This window comes from Acinetobacter sp. TGL-Y2 (assembly GCF_001612555.1).
Taxonomy (GTDB): Bacteria; Pseudomonadota; Gammaproteobacteria; order Pseudomonadales; family Moraxellaceae; genus Acinetobacter.
The window spans coordinates 78,479-94,993 of record NZ_CP015111.1 but is presented as its reverse complement, the minus strand read 5'-3'; the positions used below and the strand labels follow the sequence as shown (position 1 = coordinate 94,993).

At 32.0% G+C, this 16,515-nt stretch carries 18 protein-coding genes; 14 read left to right on the top strand and 4 right to left on the bottom strand.

What is annotated here, in order from left to right; translation table 11 throughout:
* Nucleotides 1-6: 6 nt before the first annotated feature.
* Nucleotides 7-510 (bottom strand): hypothetical protein, encoded by a 504-nt coding sequence (locus AMD27_RS16755; protein ID WP_067663457.1) that lies wholly within the window; start codon nucleotides 508-510, stop codon nucleotides 7-9.
* A gap of 878 nt (nucleotides 511-1,388) precedes the next feature.
* Here AMD27_RS16755 and AMD27_RS16750 point away from each other — a divergent pair.
* From AMD27_RS16750 to AMD27_RS16695, 10 genes are all read left to right on the top strand, one after another.
* Nucleotides 1,389-1,784: a hypothetical protein gene (locus tag AMD27_RS16750; RefSeq protein WP_150115839.1), complete on the top strand. Its 396-nt coding sequence runs from the start codon at nucleotides 1,389-1,391 to the stop codon at nucleotides 1,782-1,784.
* A complete protein-coding gene (locus AMD27_RS16745) occupies nucleotides 1,781-2,050 on the top strand; it encodes a hypothetical protein (protein ID WP_067663451.1) in 270 nt (89 codons plus the stop codon). Before AMD27_RS16750 ends, AMD27_RS16745 begins: the two co-directional genes overlap by 4 nt.
* 449 nt (nucleotides 2,051-2,499) lie before the next feature.
* The gene (locus tag AMD27_RS18820; RefSeq protein WP_171254881.1) at nucleotides 2,500-2,799 is read left to right on the top strand and encodes a hypothetical protein; all 300 of its coding nucleotides are present in this window, start codon (nucleotides 2,500-2,502) and stop codon (nucleotides 2,797-2,799) included.
* Nucleotides 2,799-3,155 carry a hypothetical protein gene (locus AMD27_RS16735; RefSeq protein ID WP_067663445.1) on the top strand — a complete coding sequence of 119 codons (357 nt, stop codon included), beginning with the start codon at nucleotides 2,799-2,801 and terminating at the stop codon, nucleotides 3,153-3,155. Before AMD27_RS18820 ends, AMD27_RS16735 begins: the two co-directional genes overlap by 1 nt.
* 238 nt (nucleotides 3,156-3,393) lie before the next feature.
* Nucleotides 3,394-4,464, top strand: a complete 1,071-nt coding sequence (locus tag AMD27_RS16730) for a SprT-like domain-containing protein (RefSeq protein WP_067663442.1) — start codon at nucleotides 3,394-3,396, stop codon at nucleotides 4,462-4,464.
* Nucleotides 4,465-5,304: 840 nt separating this feature from the next.
* On the top strand, nucleotides 5,305-5,616 hold the full coding sequence (locus tag AMD27_RS16715) for a hypothetical protein (protein WP_067663433.1): 312 nt from the start codon (nucleotides 5,305-5,307) through the stop codon (nucleotides 5,614-5,616).
* Between the two features lie 3 nt (nucleotides 5,617-5,619).
* Nucleotides 5,620-6,216, top strand: coding sequence for a hypothetical protein (locus tag AMD27_RS16710; protein ID WP_067663430.1), 597 nt, complete (start codon nucleotides 5,620-5,622; stop codon nucleotides 6,214-6,216).
* Between the two features lie 55 nt (nucleotides 6,217-6,271).
* The gene (locus tag AMD27_RS16705; RefSeq protein WP_067663427.1) at nucleotides 6,272-6,736 is read left to right on the top strand and encodes a single-stranded DNA-binding protein; all 465 of its coding nucleotides are present in this window, start codon (nucleotides 6,272-6,274) and stop codon (nucleotides 6,734-6,736) included.
* Nucleotides 6,737-7,053: 317 nt separating this feature from the next.
* Nucleotides 7,054-7,563, top strand: a complete 510-nt coding sequence (locus AMD27_RS16700) for a hypothetical protein (protein ID WP_067663424.1) — start codon at nucleotides 7,054-7,056, stop codon at nucleotides 7,561-7,563.
* A 125-nt stretch (nucleotides 7,564-7,688) separates the two neighbouring features.
* On the top strand, nucleotides 7,689-8,324 hold the full coding sequence (locus AMD27_RS16695) for a hypothetical protein (protein WP_067663420.1): 636 nt from the start codon (nucleotides 7,689-7,691) through the stop codon (nucleotides 8,322-8,324).
* 2,303 nt (nucleotides 8,325-10,627) lie between these two features.
* On the opposite strand, the gene AMD27_RS16690 is transcribed toward AMD27_RS16695, so the two are convergent.
* Nucleotides 10,628-10,876 (bottom strand): hypothetical protein, encoded by a 249-nt coding sequence (locus AMD27_RS16690; RefSeq protein ID WP_067663416.1) that lies wholly within the window; start codon nucleotides 10,874-10,876, stop codon nucleotides 10,628-10,630.
* 205 nt (nucleotides 10,877-11,081) lie between these two features.
* Here AMD27_RS16690 and AMD27_RS16685 point away from each other — a divergent pair, with 205 nt between their 5' ends.
* Nucleotides 11,082-12,074, top strand: a complete 993-nt coding sequence (locus AMD27_RS16685) for a DNA/RNA non-specific endonuclease (RefSeq protein WP_067663413.1) — start codon at nucleotides 11,082-11,084, stop codon at nucleotides 12,072-12,074.
* 13 nt (nucleotides 12,075-12,087) lie between these two features.
* Nucleotides 12,088-12,498 carry a zinc-finger-containing protein gene (locus tag AMD27_RS16680; RefSeq protein WP_067663410.1) on the top strand — a complete coding sequence of 137 codons (411 nt, stop codon included), beginning with the start codon at nucleotides 12,088-12,090 and terminating at the stop codon, nucleotides 12,496-12,498.
* Nucleotides 12,499-12,527: 29 nt separating this feature from the next.
* On the opposite strand, the gene AMD27_RS16675 is transcribed toward AMD27_RS16680, so the two are convergent.
* Nucleotides 12,528-12,863 carry a hypothetical protein gene (locus AMD27_RS16675; protein WP_067663407.1) on the bottom strand — a complete coding sequence of 112 codons (336 nt, stop codon included), beginning with the start codon at nucleotides 12,861-12,863 and terminating at the stop codon, nucleotides 12,528-12,530.
* Between the two features lie 159 nt (nucleotides 12,864-13,022).
* Nucleotides 13,023-13,361 carry a hypothetical protein gene (locus AMD27_RS16670; protein WP_067663404.1) on the bottom strand — a complete coding sequence of 113 codons (339 nt, stop codon included), beginning with the start codon at nucleotides 13,359-13,361 and terminating at the stop codon, nucleotides 13,023-13,025.
* A gap of 169 nt (nucleotides 13,362-13,530) precedes the next feature.
* Here AMD27_RS16670 and AMD27_RS16665 point away from each other — a divergent pair, with 169 nt between their 5' ends.
* Together AMD27_RS16665 and AMD27_RS16660 are read left to right on the top strand one after the other, a co-directional pair.
* Nucleotides 13,531-15,276 (top strand): PIF1 family DEAD/DEAH box helicase, encoded by a 1,746-nt coding sequence (locus tag AMD27_RS16665; RefSeq protein ID WP_067663401.1) that lies wholly within the window; start codon nucleotides 13,531-13,533, stop codon nucleotides 15,274-15,276.
* 36 nt (nucleotides 15,277-15,312) lie between these two features.
* A complete protein-coding gene (locus AMD27_RS16660; protein ID WP_067663398.1) occupies nucleotides 15,313-16,515 on the top strand; it encodes a hypothetical protein in 1,203 nt (400 codons plus the stop codon).

Genomic DNA, 16,515 nt, shown 5'->3' with positions numbered 1-16,515 from the left:
TTTTTATTATTGGAAGAAAATTTTTAAGATTGCATAGACTAAATATAGGAATAAGAGAAAAGCCCCTACCCCATTGAAACTACGATGCATTTTTGAGTAAGAGTCACTATTTACAGGATTGAATATTTTATTTATACGGCCCTTAATAGTAAAAATAGACAAAGCACATGCTAGAGTTAGCATCATCCCACCAATTCCGTACAAGTAGTAAATAAAAGGCCAGTATGAATTTAGTTGTACTGATGCAAATACAATAAATACAGTGCATAAGCATACGGTACTTAACCATGGCTTAGAAAGTTTCTGCTGATCATATTTTTGATAGCTTAACTGTTGAATGTTGGTAAGAGCACTATAAAAGAAAAATGGAATTGCAAGGCCATAAAAAAAAGCTGGATTCTTAATTCCTAAATTTTTTAAAAAACCTCCCGTTAAAATTATGATAAAGATAACAAAGGCTGTAAGGATGGGGTAAGTAAATTTTGTTCTATAATCTGTCCAGTTAGTCATTTTTAAATCAGCATATATATTTATTGTTATTGTATCATTTATTAATATTCATTAAATATTAATTCAATTTGTTTGTGTATCGTTATATAATAATTTAGTTTTTAAGTCTCGCATATCTAATGCAAAAATCCGCTTCGCTTGCGCTACGAACATTTGCTCACGCCAATGTTTTAAAATGAGCTGGCGCAACTAAAAACTCTGCTTACGCAGAGATTTATGTTTTTCAGATTAGTGATGCACGAATAATTTCTTATAAGTTAGGCCTTAAATACAGTCATTATTATCAATCATTATTTCTTAAAAGCAAATTCTATGGAGCTATCAAGATGCACTCAATTTGGGATTACATAGCCTATGGAGCATTAATTCTAGTCAATATAGGGGTTGCTGTAGCTGCTATCGTAGGTCTCTTAATTTACCTCAAAAACTGCATTGTTAAGTTTTTAACAAAAAAGGCAAAAGCATCGAAAACGGTAGTAGACGGAAGCAAGTGAATTAATATGAAAAATTAGCTCACCGAATGTCTGGGATAAATTTTTTATTAATTACAATTTTAAATGTTAATGAAACATTTATAATGATGTTTATTATAATTATAAAATGTATATTTAATTAATTGGTTGTTGTTTGAGACATCTTTGATGGCTGTGTATGCAGGATTGTCATTACCATTCTTTTTTGCACTCTATATCCTCTATAAAGTAGCTAAGAATTCTGATTCAAAATTTGAAATATATTTTGTTTTTTTTAATTGTTTAGGAATTATAAGCAGCCTAATATTTATTTCTAGATTTTAATATTAAATCGAATAATAATCTTTGCATAATAAATATATTATATATAAAATAATGTATTATTAACAAAAGTGAGATTTAAGCTTGCTTGCTTATTATATGTTTTGGGTCTATGTCTTCGCTATTATCTGTATTGCTATCATAGCTTTATTGATTGGGTTCTCTGAATCCCGAACCAGAAAAAACCTGTGTGTGGGGATGTTTGGTTTGGCTGGCGTGTGCTCTATTGTTCTAGCATTTAATTCAAATAATTTTCACCTCTCCAATACCGAATTCAATGAAATTGTTACTTTCACTGAGAATCATCCAGAATCTGAAATTAGTGCCTATGTTAAAACGCTAACAAATAAGGGCTTTATCACTAAAGCCGATGTTTCGCTTATTAGAGATCAGATTGAAATGCGGAAAGGTGCTGCTTATCGAAATGAAATCGAAAAGGTAAAAACGAATATTAAGTTTTTAATTGAGGCAAAAAAGTGAAAAAATTATTTATATCATTTTTTATGGTTGCAACATTGAGTAGTCAGGCATCAGCAAGTGCTGTGTTTATGATAATGATGGGTGATGTAAATGGAGCCGATGAGATTTCACTTAAAAAATATAAGTTAGTTGAAAATACTATTAAAATTCATAAAAATAAGCCTAAAGTTATTGAGGCAATTCGTGCGGCTATGGCTAATGACGTTATTACTAATGATGAATTTCAGTATTTGCAGAAATTCCTAAAATCTGTAAATGAGAAATAGGCTTACAAGAGTTTTTTTGAGGTCATATTTGTGCATACATTTTATGTTTTTGTTTTTTGGTTTTGTTTAATTAGTCTAGTTTTATGGACGGTGATCGGTGTTTTATACTTCAATGGAAAACTAGATTTACAGAGGCTCACAAGTAAAAAATGGTTTAAAGAACATGGTGAGTGATTTAGTAATCAATTAAACTAAGCAAATCTGATTGAAATTAAAGAAAAACTTTATAAGGGTTACACATGTTAAATATGTTTTTAACACTAATATACAGTAATACAATTGTCTTGATTTTATTGGCCGTATTTACGTCTTATTTAATAACATTGTTAATAAATTCTCGTTTTAAACTAAAATCGCCATATAGTCCTATTTTTCCACTTAGCATTTTTATTTACTTCGCGGTTCAGTTCGCCCCACTCCCCCCACCATTACAAGCAAATATAATTCAAATGATGAATAGTCTTGCAGTAAATAAGACGCAATCATACGGGACCATAAATTCAGTTCTTTTCTCTTGTATGGATAAAAATAAAGGCTCAGTACGTGGATATCAGTATGAAGATGTATTAGATGCTTACTGGCGTGATGTAGATAACCATTTCAATAAAAACAGTAGTGGTTTTGATTTGCAAAAAAGAGATACAGGGCTTCTGGTAAAAGAGAAAGACCTTTGTGAAGCTGCATATAAATACAATGAATTGAATGCATCAGATCATTTAGATCAGACAGTAGAAAGTAAAGAGCTTTAATGAAACTAATTTATATTTTACTGATTGGAGCCGTGGCTATCCATACAATGAAGTTTTTTGCAAATCGTGCAGACTATGCAGAGGTTTATTTAAAGGATTGTACGGAGATTAGTGACTATTGCACGGTGCTTAAGGGGAAGTTGAGAACTGATTATTTTACAAGGGAATACATCATTAGTTCTCCAAATGGTACAGCATATCTTGTAAATGAAAGAGCAATTGCTAGAATCAAATATCCAGATCATGAATTAATTCTAGATATTAAGGCTATTTCGGGTATTGATAATGAAAAAAAAGTACCACACTATGTTGAAAAAGAAACCGAGAAAACAGTTATTGCTGACAGCGATTTGTAAATTCAAGTGAGATAAGCCATTAATGTAAAAAGCCCATCTTTTTGATGGGCTTTTTACATTAATGGATATTTAGCCTCTATTGAAATTTCTAAGCAATGTTACTTTTTTTGTTGATAGGTATCCAAGGGGCAAAGAAATTTAGACTCTAAAATTGATATCTGAAATAGCTTTTTTAATTGTTAATTAATATATTGTATTGCACAATACAATATATTAAAAATTAGAGAAATCTGCAGTTATGGAAATCGATAACCTAAAAATTTCAAGTACTGGGAAAAGCCCCTCTTTAGAAACCTATAAAGAATTAGAGCTGGCATACGCATTTTTTAATGAGCGTTTATTTGATGGAAAACTTCCATCTTGTTTGATTACGTTGCAAAGAGAAAAAAGAACACTTGGCTATCTGTCGCATGGAAGATTTGTTAACTCCAGCGGAGAGCAAATTGATGAACTGGCGATGAATCCAAGTTATTTTGGTGTACGGAGTATTAAGCAAACATTAAGCACCCTTGTACATGAACAATCTCACAAATATCAAAGGTTTATAGGTAAAAGGCATCGCGCTGGCTATCATGATAAAGTTTTCTCTGAAATTATGGAGGAAAGAGGTTTATTTACATCAAATACAGGTAAATTTGGTGGAAAGCGTACTGGTCAACAGATGACGCATTACATTATTAAGGATGGGCCTTTTGATAAAGCATGTGATGAACTTATTGATAGTGAGTTTTCGCTATCTTGGTTTGATCGCTTCCCTCCTTGTTCACCGATGGACTTAGATGCACCACTTCCAAGTAATTTTCTTGTCACTACTGTAGCAATTCAGAAAAAAGAGCCAATTAAACCAATTATTTTTGTTAATGATGATGAAGACGATTTTGTGGATGAATTGGGGGCAAGTCGTGTTGATTTGATTTTTGGAGGCGCATTAGGCAGTCAGGTATCTACTAATTCCGCAAATGATGACGATGATCTTGTTGCTGTATGTGCTGCAGATGCGAGTATTCGTTTTCCTACACTTACATCTGGTGTAGCAACTCCTAACGATACAGGCGGCCTTACAGCAGCAGTTAAAGGTACTGTAGTAGAAGATAATGATGATGTGACAATTATTGAAATAGATGAAGGTCCAATATGTACAAATCCGATTGATGCGGGGCTTTTGTCTAAACCGCCTATCGACAATCATTCAAACCGTGTGAAGTACCGTTGCCCTACGTGTCTTGCACAAGTTTGGGGTAGCCCCAAGCGAAAACTTAAGTGCGGTGAAGATAAGTGCAATTTGGCTGATCTTACAGTAGTTGATTAACTAGAAATTGAGTCATTACGTTAATACCAAATTAACTTGGTATTTCCATTATCTAGCATAGTTTTAAAATACACAGCACAGTTGAGCGCTAATTCAAAATCAAATTTCACTCCTATCTTTTCCAGAAGCTTAAGTTCAGATTTGAAGGTACGGATGTTAACTGAGTCCATAGAGGTTGATGAGTAATATGCATATTGGCCACATAAGTATGTTGTTGTCAGTAAAGGATGTCGATCTATTGCACCCTTGTTAAGAAACTCTTTCAAGTCATCAAACTTGTGGAATCCTACATATATTTTTGAGCTTAAAATATATTCTGTTTTCAAAGTGTAAACTGCCTGTAAAGCACTAAGCTTAAAAGGACTTTACCCTTAATTTTAATTTCATTCAAACCTGTTAATAATGGGCGCATTCAAAAAAAATAATGAAATATAGATTTAGAAAAGATTAGAGCTAATGGCATTATTTAATTTGCTTAATTTTAAAAAAGTGTATTGCGTATTTGTGGTATATGGATTATCATAACAACTATAGCGAGAACGAAAGTTCGCACGATTTTTAAAGCAAGACTATACAGTTTGCTAAAGTCATGCTTCCAATACTGTTGATATGCAAAAAACATTGGAAGCTCTTTATAAGGTAGTTTACTACCAAGTGTTATCCCCCTCTTTATCCGTTGCTGATAATTCGAGACCTAAGAGGGGTTTTTTTCCAACTCCACTGAGCTTATAGCTGGTGGAGTTTTTTTTGATTAGAATTTTATAGCGGTAGTTACAATTCAAAAACAAGTTATAAGGCGGTATATGGTTATAATGAATCATCAACAATAGAGTTACCATCATGATGATTTTTATAGAGGTTGCTGCAGAAGTATCAATAAAGATAGAAGACAGCAATTGTGATTTGGATGTATTATACTTGCCCAAAGATGCTATCAGTGACAAAGCATTCATAGATAAAAAGATTATTAGTGTGAAGATAAACAACATTCCAATTAATCAAAATTTAATAGGAAATGAGTTTGGTAATTTGATTGAGATCATTAAATTTCTTAACTTTCATGCAAATGATGTGATTAATGCAATACATCTATTGAATACTGCCAACGATATCAGTGAAATTTCTGATCAAAATGGTAAAAGAGAACATTAGTTAATGAAAAAGTTGGGTGAGATTAATTTCGCAAAGGAAGTAGATTACTGTAGTGAGGGGGTCTACTTCATTCCAAAGACAAAAAAAACTACTGTTTTTTATTTATTAATGGGGTTTTCTGTTTATGCAGTAATTTGCTGGCTTTCATTCTTTGGAGATTACCCAGACTATGTTTTAAGCATATTAAGCTTAATTCGCACAGTTGTATTCTTTGGGATAATTTTTTTTGTATTTAATAAAATTAGAACGTTATCAGTAGAATACAGTGGAATACCAAATTATGATTTACTAAGTGTAGACGAACTTGAAAAAGTTTTGTTTCATACAGCTAAAGATAAAAATTTAGTTTATATAAAAAAAACATTAGCGCTCATTGTGCTAAATGATGAAACGCTAGAAGATGTCTATGTGGATTATCCTGTTAATTTGCAGAAATCAATCTATACCCCTACCCCGATTGGTCTTCTAAAAAAAGAATTAATTAATGTTAAAATAAGCAAGGAAGAAAAAAACAGGATTGTTTGTACACTAGCTCATTTTGCAGTAAATGAATATTCAAATAAAAATATGAAGCTAATATATTCAATAATTAAACATTAATAAAACATTTATAATATGTTATATTTTTTCCATTATATTTTTGTGGTTATTTGAGATGCAAACACATAATCTAGTTCAAGTTCAAGGACGTTTAGGAGCAGACATTCAAATTATTAAATTTGATAATGGGATGAAGGGAGTTCTTTCTGTTGCGACACAGAAAGGGTTCGGAGAGAAGCAAAAAACACATTGGCATACTGTTATTTTATATAACAAAGCAGCACATATAGCGTCTAAGCTTGTTAAGGGTAATACTGTTTTTTGTCAAGGTGAGCTTGAGTATAGACAGTGGAGGGATTCAAATGATAATCAGCGTATGACCGCTGAAATTATTAGTGATAAATTGATTATTATTGTTGGTGAAGTTTGTTCACTCGCAGACTATCCATTTGAAAATTCTAAAAAAAGTATAAATTCAGGTCCTGAGTTAGGTGGGTCTTATGCAAAAAAACCACCTGAGCAACCAAAGGCTGAAATATTAAATCCTGACGATTCATCCGTAATTGTTCCACCTTACTAACGGACCACTATCAGTACATAGTAGTCAATTTTATTTTGAGAACATAACACCTTTGTAATTGTGTCTTAACTTTTTTCATGAGTTGAGGCGCAATTTTTTTTCATATAAATTTGAGTATTTTTTATATTTAGTTTCAGCTTTAGTTATAGAAAAATTTATAAATAATTGTTAAATATTATTTTTAGTTAAATAAACAATGTGTTGAAAAACATATTATTTTTATTATTCAACACCATTTATAAAATTACAATTTTACACATTGCACTATTGCGGTATATGGTTATAATTAAGACCTATCAACAGTAGAGACATAACTCATGATTAAATCAGAATCTTTTTCAAAACCAATTGTCGATTTCAAAGTAACAACATGGGGGGCGACCAATTTTTTAACTGGCGTTTTGCTGGCCAAAGTTGTGTCTTATTCAGTATTTCATGACAGCAAATCAGCTACTATTAGTAAGCTTGGTGGTGATATTTTTTCTTTTCTAATCCCTGTATTTTTATTTATAGGGTTGATCGCTTTTTTTAGTTATTTACGTCTAAATAAGCTGGAGAAAGATTTCGATGGTAAGTTGATATCAAAAAAAGAATTCGATATTTTTTCATTAATTTTAAACACTATAAAAAATGGTATTTTTTTCATCCTATATGGCGGCATTAGCTATTCAGTCCTTTTAATGTTTTTGACTTACTATGTGGTTTCTCCGATTCAATTTGGAATATTCCTAAATGCTGTCCTTCCCTTCCAATGGTCCATTTCTATATTTATGTGTTTAGTCTGGGGGAATATTGTAAAGCTAGATACTCATTATAATCTTCGATAGATTTTTTCTATTTTTCTATTTTTGTACTAGAGCTTTACAAAAACCCATTAATAAATCGTATTGTGTATTTGTGGTATATGGTTTATATTCTTATTCATACCGGATATCAGCAACGGAGTTAGTTCATGAATTCTCAAGTTATTTTAAATAATGATTCTCATAATAAAATCAATTACAAGTATATTGGTAATGTTGCTAATGCCCTTTATATTTTATCGCAAAACGCGCTTTCACAAAAAATGAAAGCCATTGAAATGACGAATGATCTTGAAATTGGTGATATTCCTGATAGTGAAATTGATGTGCATCAACAAAGAATAAAATCGATTTTAAAGGAGCAACAATTTTTTCATGCTGAACGTCAGGTAATCATTCGTCATTTGATTAACTCAAAACAGGCTAAATTATTGGGATACGTGGAAGTAAAAAATATAAATTATGGTTTGGTTAAAATTGATTGCCATAAATTTTATTGCATTATTACTAAAAAATTAATTCATAAATTCAAATTAAAAAAGTTAAGTGACAAGTTTGAAAAGTTTGATGTTAAGAGTGACGATGAACTCAAAACCATTATGACGTTGAGTGAGGCTAAACGTGTTTTTAACCTTTTCCACAATTTAATTTTGCAGAAAAACCAACAGAAGTTAACGGGGTCACAAGCTAAAGTAAAACAATCAATTGCTACGATTGTGTTGAGTAATACAGTTTCAGAAAAAGGTAGCATTATTGTAGTGAAGAAAAAACCTAAGAAAATTTAACAATTTTGTTTAAGAACCACCTTTAAAGTTAAGGGTGGTTTTTTTATATCTAATTAAAAGTTTAATGCCCTCCAGTTTCTAATTATTGCGACTTTAAAAGCTTGATGCGCATCAAGGTTAGATCAGCAAGTATAATTTAAATCAATTGAATGTAACGACTGGTGCAGCTTCATATCTGCAGTAAAAAATGTGTCAGGTACATTCAGGCTTGATGCACATCAAGACAGGGCTGAGATCAGTGAAGGATGCCTATATTTAAAAGAGTATCTAGGTTCCAGAGATCAGTCCAAATGCCAATTATTGCGACTTTAAAAGCTTGATGCGCATCAAGGTTAGATCAGCAAGTATAATTTAAATCAATTGAATGTAACGACTGGTGCAGTTTCATATCTGCAGTAAAAAATATGTCAGGTACATTTAGACTTGATGCACATCAAGACATGGCTGAGATCAGTGAAGGATGCCTATATTTAAAAGAGTATCTAGGTTCTAGAGATCAGTCCAAATGCCAATTATTACGACTTTAAAAGCTTGATGCGCATCAAGGTTAGATCAGCAAGTATAATTTAAATCAATTGAATGTAACGACTGGTGCAGCTTCATATCTGCAGTAAAAAATGTGTCAGGTACATTCAGGCTTGATGCACATCAAGACATGGCTGAGATCAGTGAAGGATGCCTATATTTAAAAGAGTATCTAGGTTCTAGAGATCAGTCCAAATGCCAATTATTACGACTTTAAAAGCTTGATGCGCATCAAGGTTAGATCAGCAAGTATAATTTAAATCAATTGAATGTAACGACTGGTGCAGCTTCATATCTGCAGTAAAAAATGTGTCAGGTACATTCAGGCTTGATGCACATCAAGACAGGGCTGAGATCAGTGAAGGATGCCTATATTTAAAAGAGTATCTAGGTTCTAGAGATCAGTCCAAATGCCAATTATTGCGACTTTAAAAGCTTGATGCGCATCAAGGTTAGATCAGCAAGTATAATTTAAATCAATTGAATGTAACGACTGGTGCAGCTTCATATCTGCAGTAAAAAATGTGTCAGGTACATTCAGGCTTGATGCACATCAAGACATGGCTGAGATCAGTGAAGGATGCCTATATTTAAAAGAGTATCTAGGTTCTAGAGATCAGTCCAAATGCCAATTATTGCGACTTTAAAAGCTTGATGCGCATCAAGGTTAGATCAGCAAGTATAATTTAAATCAATTGAATGTAACGACTGGTGCAGCTTCATATCTGCAGTAAAAAATATGTCAGGTACATTTAGACTTGATGCACATCAAGACATGGCTGAGATCAGTGAAGGATGCCTATATTTAAAAGAGTATCTAGGTTCTAGAGATCAGTCCAAATGCCAATTATTGCGACTTTAAAAGCTTGATGCGCATCAAGGTTAGATCAGCAAGTATAATTTAAATCAATTGAATGTGACGACTGGTGCAGCTTCATATCTGCAGTAAAAAATGTGTCAGGTACATTCAGGCTTGATGCACATCAAGACATGGCTGAGATCAGTGAAGGATGCCTATATTTAAAAGAGTATCTAGGTTCTAGAGATCAGTCCAAATGCCAATTATTGCGACTTTAAAAGCTTGATGCGCATCAAGGTTGGATCAGCAAGTATAATTTAAATCAATTGAATGTAACGACTGGTGCAGCTTCATATCTGCAGTAAAAAATGTGACAGGTACATTCAGGCTTGATGCACATCAAGACAGGGCTGAGATCAGTGAAGGATGCCTATATTTAAAAGAGTATCTAGATTCCAGAGATCAGTCCAAATGCCAATTATTGCGACTTTAAAAGCTTGATGCGCATCAAGGTTAGATCAGCAAGTATAATTTAAATCAATTGAATGTAACGACTGGTGCAGTTTCATATCTGCAGTAAAAAATATGTCAGGTACATTTAGACTTGATGCACATCAAGACATGGCTGAGATCAGTGAAGGATGCCTATATTTAAAAGAGTATCTAGGTTCTAGAGATCAGTCCAAATGCCAATTATTACGACTTTAAAAGCTTGATGCGCATCAAGGTTAGATCAGCAAGTATAATTTAAATCAATTGAATGTGACGACTGGTGCAGCTTCATATCTGCAGTAAAAACTTTATCAGGTACATTTAGGCATGATGAGCACAAGATAATTATTTCTTGGTTGGTAAATCAAATTTTGTAACGAATATGGGCAGTAGTGATAATGGCTATTCATAAGTGTTCTAGAACTAAAAAAGTAAGAACGATGCTTAATTATAGGTAGGTTAAACAGATTTCTAGATAAGCTGTAAATTAATTATTTTTGCTCAATTCAGCATGTAATTGGGAAATTTCTGAATGCCTAATTTTAGTGATTTCCTTTATTCTAGGGTAAACCCACTGAGGAATTCTATCATCGCGGTCCCAACAAGCAACAGTGTTTCGAGTCACTCTTATGCCTGATATTTTGGATATATGACGGGCAAGTTGAGACATCCAAGACTCACCAAATAAAGCTATGCCGATCAGTCTGATTTTTGATTTTTTGCTTTCTGTATCCATAATATAGTGCATTTTGAGATTTAATGGGATAATTATAATAAATTAAAAAACTAAATGTAATATATTTGGAAATTATTAATTAATGCTGATATTGTTAATATATACATAAGGTTTTAAAGTTTAAATAATTGATATTTATATTTTTTTTGTTTTTATTTAAGCATTTTTGTTATGTTACAATCTGTTTTTTATTATAGGTGTTTAAATGATTAAATTTTTAAGATTATCTATTTTATTTGGAATGTATTTCAATTGTTCTGTATCGAGTGCAGAAACATTCGATAAATGTTTGGTTAATTTTTATAAAAGTAAAGCACCTGTAGTAGTGAGTGAAAAAGTACGCAGATTAAATTTTAATTTATGTTTTTCAAATAGTGCGGTTTTATACTCAGGTCTTTCTAAAACAGGGTTGTATGCTGCAGAGTTTGTAAGTCCTGAATCATTACAATTAGCGAAAAAAATAAAAAGAGTGGATAATTTTCATGAAGAACCAAGAGTTCCAATGGTTTATAGATCAATGTTAAGTGATTTTAGGTCATCAGGATATGATCGAGGGCATTTAAATGCATCAGCAAATAGAATTAGTATTCAAGATCAATATGATAGCTTTTCATTAGTAAATATAGCACCACAATCGAATTACGCAAATGCGGAAGATTGGAGGTTGGTTGAAACGGCAGTAAGAGGTTTTATTAAAAACACAAATCAACCGGCTTACATTATAACCGGCACTTTATTTCTGGGTAAAAAGTTAAGAGTTATTGGTTCGGGCGTGATGGTTCCCAGTCATTTCTATAAAGTAGTAGTTTTTCCAAATTCTAATGTTATTGGTGCTTATGTTCAGGTTAATGACAACTCAGGGAAAATTGATACAGTTTCTGTAAGTCAACTGGAGAGTTATAGTGGGATTAAATATTTCCCAAGCTTAACGGGTAGTGATGTACTTAATACTAGGTTTAAGCTGCCAATGAATCCGAATGAAGCATCAAAGAAAAGACACATCCAAGTTGATCAGCAGAATTACAGTAATGTATTTAATATGCTACCTAATCCCGCTTTGAGTACGAATAGGCCTCTGAAAAATCCCAAAAGTACTCAATATAAAGAGAACTTGAATGAAGCTAAATACTTAGGGGGTGGGGTAGTTAGTGAGGTCGTTGAAAAAGGAGGGATTTTGCTTAAGTGGGCTTTTGAGTAGATAGGTGAATAAAATGAAGTTTCAAAAATATTGGAAGTTAAAGTGTCAATATTGCAGCAAAGAGACGGCTGTTGTTAGTGGTAATATACTATACCAAAGTGGACATCGGTTAAGTTTGAAAGAATTTTATTATTGTTCTGATTGTGATGCATGGGTAGGAATGCACTTAGAAAACAAAAAACCATTTGGGAGTGTGGCTAAAAAAGATTTAAGATTTAAGAGAAAAATGGCCCATGATGTATTTGATGAGATTTGGAAAAATAATGTTTTTAATATGAGTAGAAAGGATGCTTATAATTGGTTGTCAAAAAAAATGAATATAAATAATAATAAATGCCATATTGGTGATTTTAATATAGAGCAGTGTAACAGTGTTATTATATTTTGCGTTGATTATAAAAAAAGTCTTTATAATAATAAATAAAGACTTTAATGGATATATTTTCTCGGTTACTAAATATTAAATTGTTTTATTTCATTAGCTATTTCATGAGTGTCAACTTTTTCTACAGCGATTAATATATTTGATTTCCATAATATTTTTGCTTCTTGTTCGGTTACAGATAAAACATCATAACCCATTGATACAGCACGAATTCTATACTCAATATTATTGGGGAAGCAGGCTTTGGCAATTCCGTTCTCTATTCCGATAATATAATGCTTATTATCATCAAGAGCAGTAGATCGCCAAAGCTTCATTAGGTTGTTTTTAATAATTTCCTTGCAAGTATTATTATCACACTGAGTTCCAACAATAGCATTATATATAATATCATTTAGGCGCATCTTTAATATATCCATTAACTTTATATTATCTATTTTAATACCTACAGATATTATGTCAACATTATAACAAAATATAGTTATTATATTTTATTAACCTATTGTTTCGTTAATTATAATATTTTACAGAGCACCGACTGATTATCTTTTAATAATGTTCAATCATTTTCTATGATTATCTTTATCGTAAGGATATTGCTGTTGATGTGTCGGTTCTTCTTTCAGCTTTGACAATCCTTGAGTAAATCTTGTCTTAATAGACGGGACAGACATTTCCTCTTTAAACCGTTTGAGTCCAAAGGTATCTGATTCTGTTTGAATTAATGGGGTGTCTTTAGCATGTTTTGAATATTTTACTTGGCTTTCTTCTTCAACAATAAACTCACCTGTTATTGCATTTGGTTGATTGATGGTTTTGATCTCCGTAATTTCTGCAGCATGGGATGTGGTTACAGCAAGAAAAAAAGCAATTGGAGTTAAATAAAGATAGATAGTTTTCATAAGATGAGCATCAAATTGAGTTAATATTTTTTATAATATACAAAACATAATAGTTTTATAATGTTTTATTTTAATTAATAATAAAACATTACATTATTGTATGTTAACTTATTAATTTTTTTTGCATTTTGTGGTATATTTACATAATATTTTATTTCGGATTTATGCTATGAATCAGCAACTTGCCTTGAGTATCATGAAGACTGGTGTGAATGTTATGCTTACAGGGCAGGCAGGGGCTGGTAAAACTTACACCTTAAATTCATATATCGAATATCTAAAAAAACGTAAAATAAAGTATGCAGTCACAGCATCTACAGGTATTGCTGCGAGTCATTTAAATGGTTCTACAATTCACTCATGGAGTGGGATGGGTGTAAGAGATGAACTAAGCGCTTCTGAACTAGATAAAATAAAAGAAAAGAAGATTGGAATAAAAGACACTGGTGTTCTTTTTGTCGATGAAATTTCAATGCTTCATTCTGAGCAATTAGGGTTATTAGATGAAATTTTAAGACATTGTAGAGAGGATGATCGCGCTTTTGGTGGAATCCAAATTATTGTTTGTGGGGATTTTTTCCAGTTACCGCCTGTAGAGTCAGCTGCGAATGATACTGGAAGTGCCAAATATTGTTTCATGTCTCCGGTATGGCTTAATGCTGATTTTAAAATATGTTATTTGACCAAACAATATCGACAAAATGATGATCAACTTTCCACTGTCTTAAATCAAATTAGAGATAATTCTGTCACGAAGGAAAGTATTGAACTTTTAAAAAGCACCAAAGATAATTTTTTGGGTAGTGATGTAACAAAGCTATACACTCATAATGAAAATGTTGATTCGATTAACAGTAATGAATTAAGTAAAATAAAAGGGAAGTCTTATGGTTATCAAGCTAGTTTTGAAGGGGTAAACTTTCTTTGTGAAATGATAATGAAACAAAGTCGTATTCCATCTGATTTTGAATACAAAATTGGTGCTCTAGTGATGTTCACTAAAAACAATGAAGAATTTGGCTACAATAATGGAACTTGTGGGAAAGTTGTTCAGGTAATAGAAGATGATGAACTTGGTACTTTACCAGTCGTATTAACGGTAAAGGGGGAGAAGATCATTCCTCAACTTGAAAAGTGGTCTTTTGGTGAAGATGGTGAGGATGTAGCAAGTGTAATGCAGTTACCATTAAGGCTTGCATGGGCTATCACAGTTCATAAGAGTCAAGGTATGACTCTCGAAGGGGCTGAAATTGATCTTGGTAAAGCATTTACATCTGGTCAAGGTTATGTGGCCTTATCAAGATTAAAAAGCCTTAGTGGTATGCGCTTAATCGGTCTAAATGATAAGGCATTGCAGATTTACTCTTTAGTTCGTAAAGCAGATACTCGTTTTAGGGAGTTATCCTGTTCTCTAGAAGATTTCTATAAGCTTCATGATTTTAGTGATGCCCATAAAAAGTATCTCAAATATTTACGAGAAAAGGGGTATGTCGTCACTGAACCACGTTATAAGAGTGGTTTTAGGAGAGGAAAAGGTAAAAATATTGATTCGACAACAAGACATAAAGTTTCTATTAAAGAGTCGATTGATTCTTCCTTAAAATTTGATATTACTGAATTGGCTAAAACTAATAATATTTCCGTTTATACAGTAGTTAGGAATATTGAGCAGAATAAAATATCAAATAAAAGTTTAGATATTCTCTATTTAAAACCAAAGGAAAATGTAATTAAAGCTGTCTCTAAGGCTATTAAAGCTTATGTGGATTTAGGAAAGGAAATCCCTTTTAGAAAAAACAATGTCCTTTTTTTGAAAAACTTTATAAGGATGAACACTGGTGAATCTTTAAGTGAAGTAGAGATTTATTCGTCTTTTTTATTCTTGAATAATTTGGGTGAAAATCGTCTTTGGTAGGAAGCTTAAGGCTTATTTAGAGAATTGGAATAGATTATGAGTGACTACAATCATATTGCATTTATAGCTGAATTTGAAAATTTGCTTTCAAGTATGGGTTTTCAGCTAAAAAAGATATTTGATGATTCAAATAAAGGGGGGCGGTTTTTTTTTAAAGGACAGAAAAACAAAGCAGCTGGTAGATATAAATATGTAGAAGCAAGTTTAACAAAGTCAGGTAATCCAATGATTATGTGGACTTTATTTGAGATAAAAGGGAAAGATGGTAAGGTGACATCAGGCTCAGTCACTGATTATTTCTGGTATGTTCCAGCAGACGGTATTGCGCTTACAAAAAGAAATGATGAAAATATTAAGGAATATGAAAAAAATCAAAACTTAAAGCGGGAAGCTGAGAAAAATCTACAAAAAATGTTGAGTAAAAAAGCTCAAAGTGAATATTTAGATTTGATTGATAAGTCGAGAAACCCCGATACAAATAGATATTTAAAAAGGAAAAATGTAAAGGCATCAAGAGGTGTATATTTAGTTCGAAAAGATTTTAAAGTGGGTTCTCATTATAACCAATTTAAAAAATCAGAAAGTGATTATGATTTTTATTATATAAAAAAAGACGACTTAATAGCGCCAGCTATGAATTTAGATTTAGAATTTGTGACCTACCAAAGAACGACACCTGATGGTGGGAAGTATCAAAGAATTGATATATCGACAGTAGGGGCTTTCCATTGTATAGGTGTTTGGAGAAAAAATACTGTAAGGATATATCTGGTAGAGGGTTATGCTACTGGTTATACGTTATATAGGGTTACTGATGGAGTTGTATTTGTTTGTTTTGATGTGAATAACATAGGTGTATTGGCAAAGCAATTAAGTGAAAGATTTCCTTTTATTGAATTCATTATTTGCACAGATAATGATCGAAAAAAGACAACCAAAGTAGGGTTGTTTAAGGGTTTTGAATACTCTTATAGATACAATAAGCCATTTATTTTTCCTAAGTTTCCAAGTGGGGCTGAATACGATGATCTTAGTGACTGGAATGATTTAGCAACAGTTGAACTTGACTCGGATATCTTAATAATGCTTGAAAAGCAAATATCATATTTCCATTTGAAAGGGAAAAATCATTGCATAAGGATTGCTGCTAAAGAGTATGGAATATCTGATAAAGATTTAATATTGCATAAAAGAAATGATGAAGAATTGTTTAAAACTCTAGAATTAATAGATGATTAA

Coding starts and splice junctions, on each gene's coding strand:
- AMD27_RS16755 (WP_067663457.1), bottom strand. CDS start 510: ATGACTAACTGGACAGATTATAGAACAAAATTTACTTACCCCATCCTT.
- AMD27_RS18820 (WP_171254881.1), top strand. CDS start 2,500: ATGATGAATAGTCTTGCAGTAAATAAGACGCAATCATACGGGACCATA.
- AMD27_RS16735 (WP_067663445.1), top strand. CDS start 2,799: ATGAAACTAATTTATATTTTACTGATTGGAGCCGTGGCTATCCATACA.
- AMD27_RS16730 (WP_067663442.1), top strand. CDS start 3,394: ATGGAAATCGATAACCTAAAAATTTCAAGTACTGGGAAAAGCCCCTCT.
- AMD27_RS16715 (WP_067663433.1), top strand. CDS start 5,305: ATGATGATTTTTATAGAGGTTGCTGCAGAAGTATCAATAAAGATAGAA.
- AMD27_RS16710 (WP_067663430.1), top strand. CDS start 5,620: ATGAAAAAGTTGGGTGAGATTAATTTCGCAAAGGAAGTAGATTACTGT.
- AMD27_RS16705 (WP_067663427.1), top strand. CDS start 6,272: ATGCAAACACATAATCTAGTTCAAGTTCAAGGACGTTTAGGAGCAGAC.
- AMD27_RS16700 (WP_067663424.1), top strand. CDS start 7,054: ATGATTAAATCAGAATCTTTTTCAAAACCAATTGTCGATTTCAAAGTA.
- AMD27_RS16695 (WP_067663420.1), top strand. CDS start 7,689: ATGAATTCTCAAGTTATTTTAAATAATGATTCTCATAATAAAATCAAT.
- AMD27_RS16690 (WP_067663416.1), bottom strand. CDS start 10,876: ATGGATACAGAAAGCAAAAAATCAAAAATCAGACTGATCGGCATAGCT.
- AMD27_RS16685 (WP_067663413.1), top strand. CDS start 11,082: ATGATTAAATTTTTAAGATTATCTATTTTATTTGGAATGTATTTCAAT.
- AMD27_RS16680 (WP_067663410.1), top strand. CDS start 12,088: ATGAAGTTTCAAAAATATTGGAAGTTAAAGTGTCAATATTGCAGCAAA.
- AMD27_RS16675 (WP_067663407.1), bottom strand. CDS start 12,863: ATGCGCCTAAATGATATTATATATAATGCTATTGTTGGAACTCAGTGT.
- AMD27_RS16670 (WP_067663404.1), bottom strand. CDS start 13,361: ATGAAAACTATCTATCTTTATTTAACTCCAATTGCTTTTTTTCTTGCT.
- AMD27_RS16665 (WP_067663401.1), top strand. CDS start 13,531: ATGAATCAGCAACTTGCCTTGAGTATCATGAAGACTGGTGTGAATGTT.
- AMD27_RS16660 (WP_067663398.1), top strand. CDS start 15,313: ATGAGTGACTACAATCATATTGCATTTATAGCTGAATTTGAAAATTTG.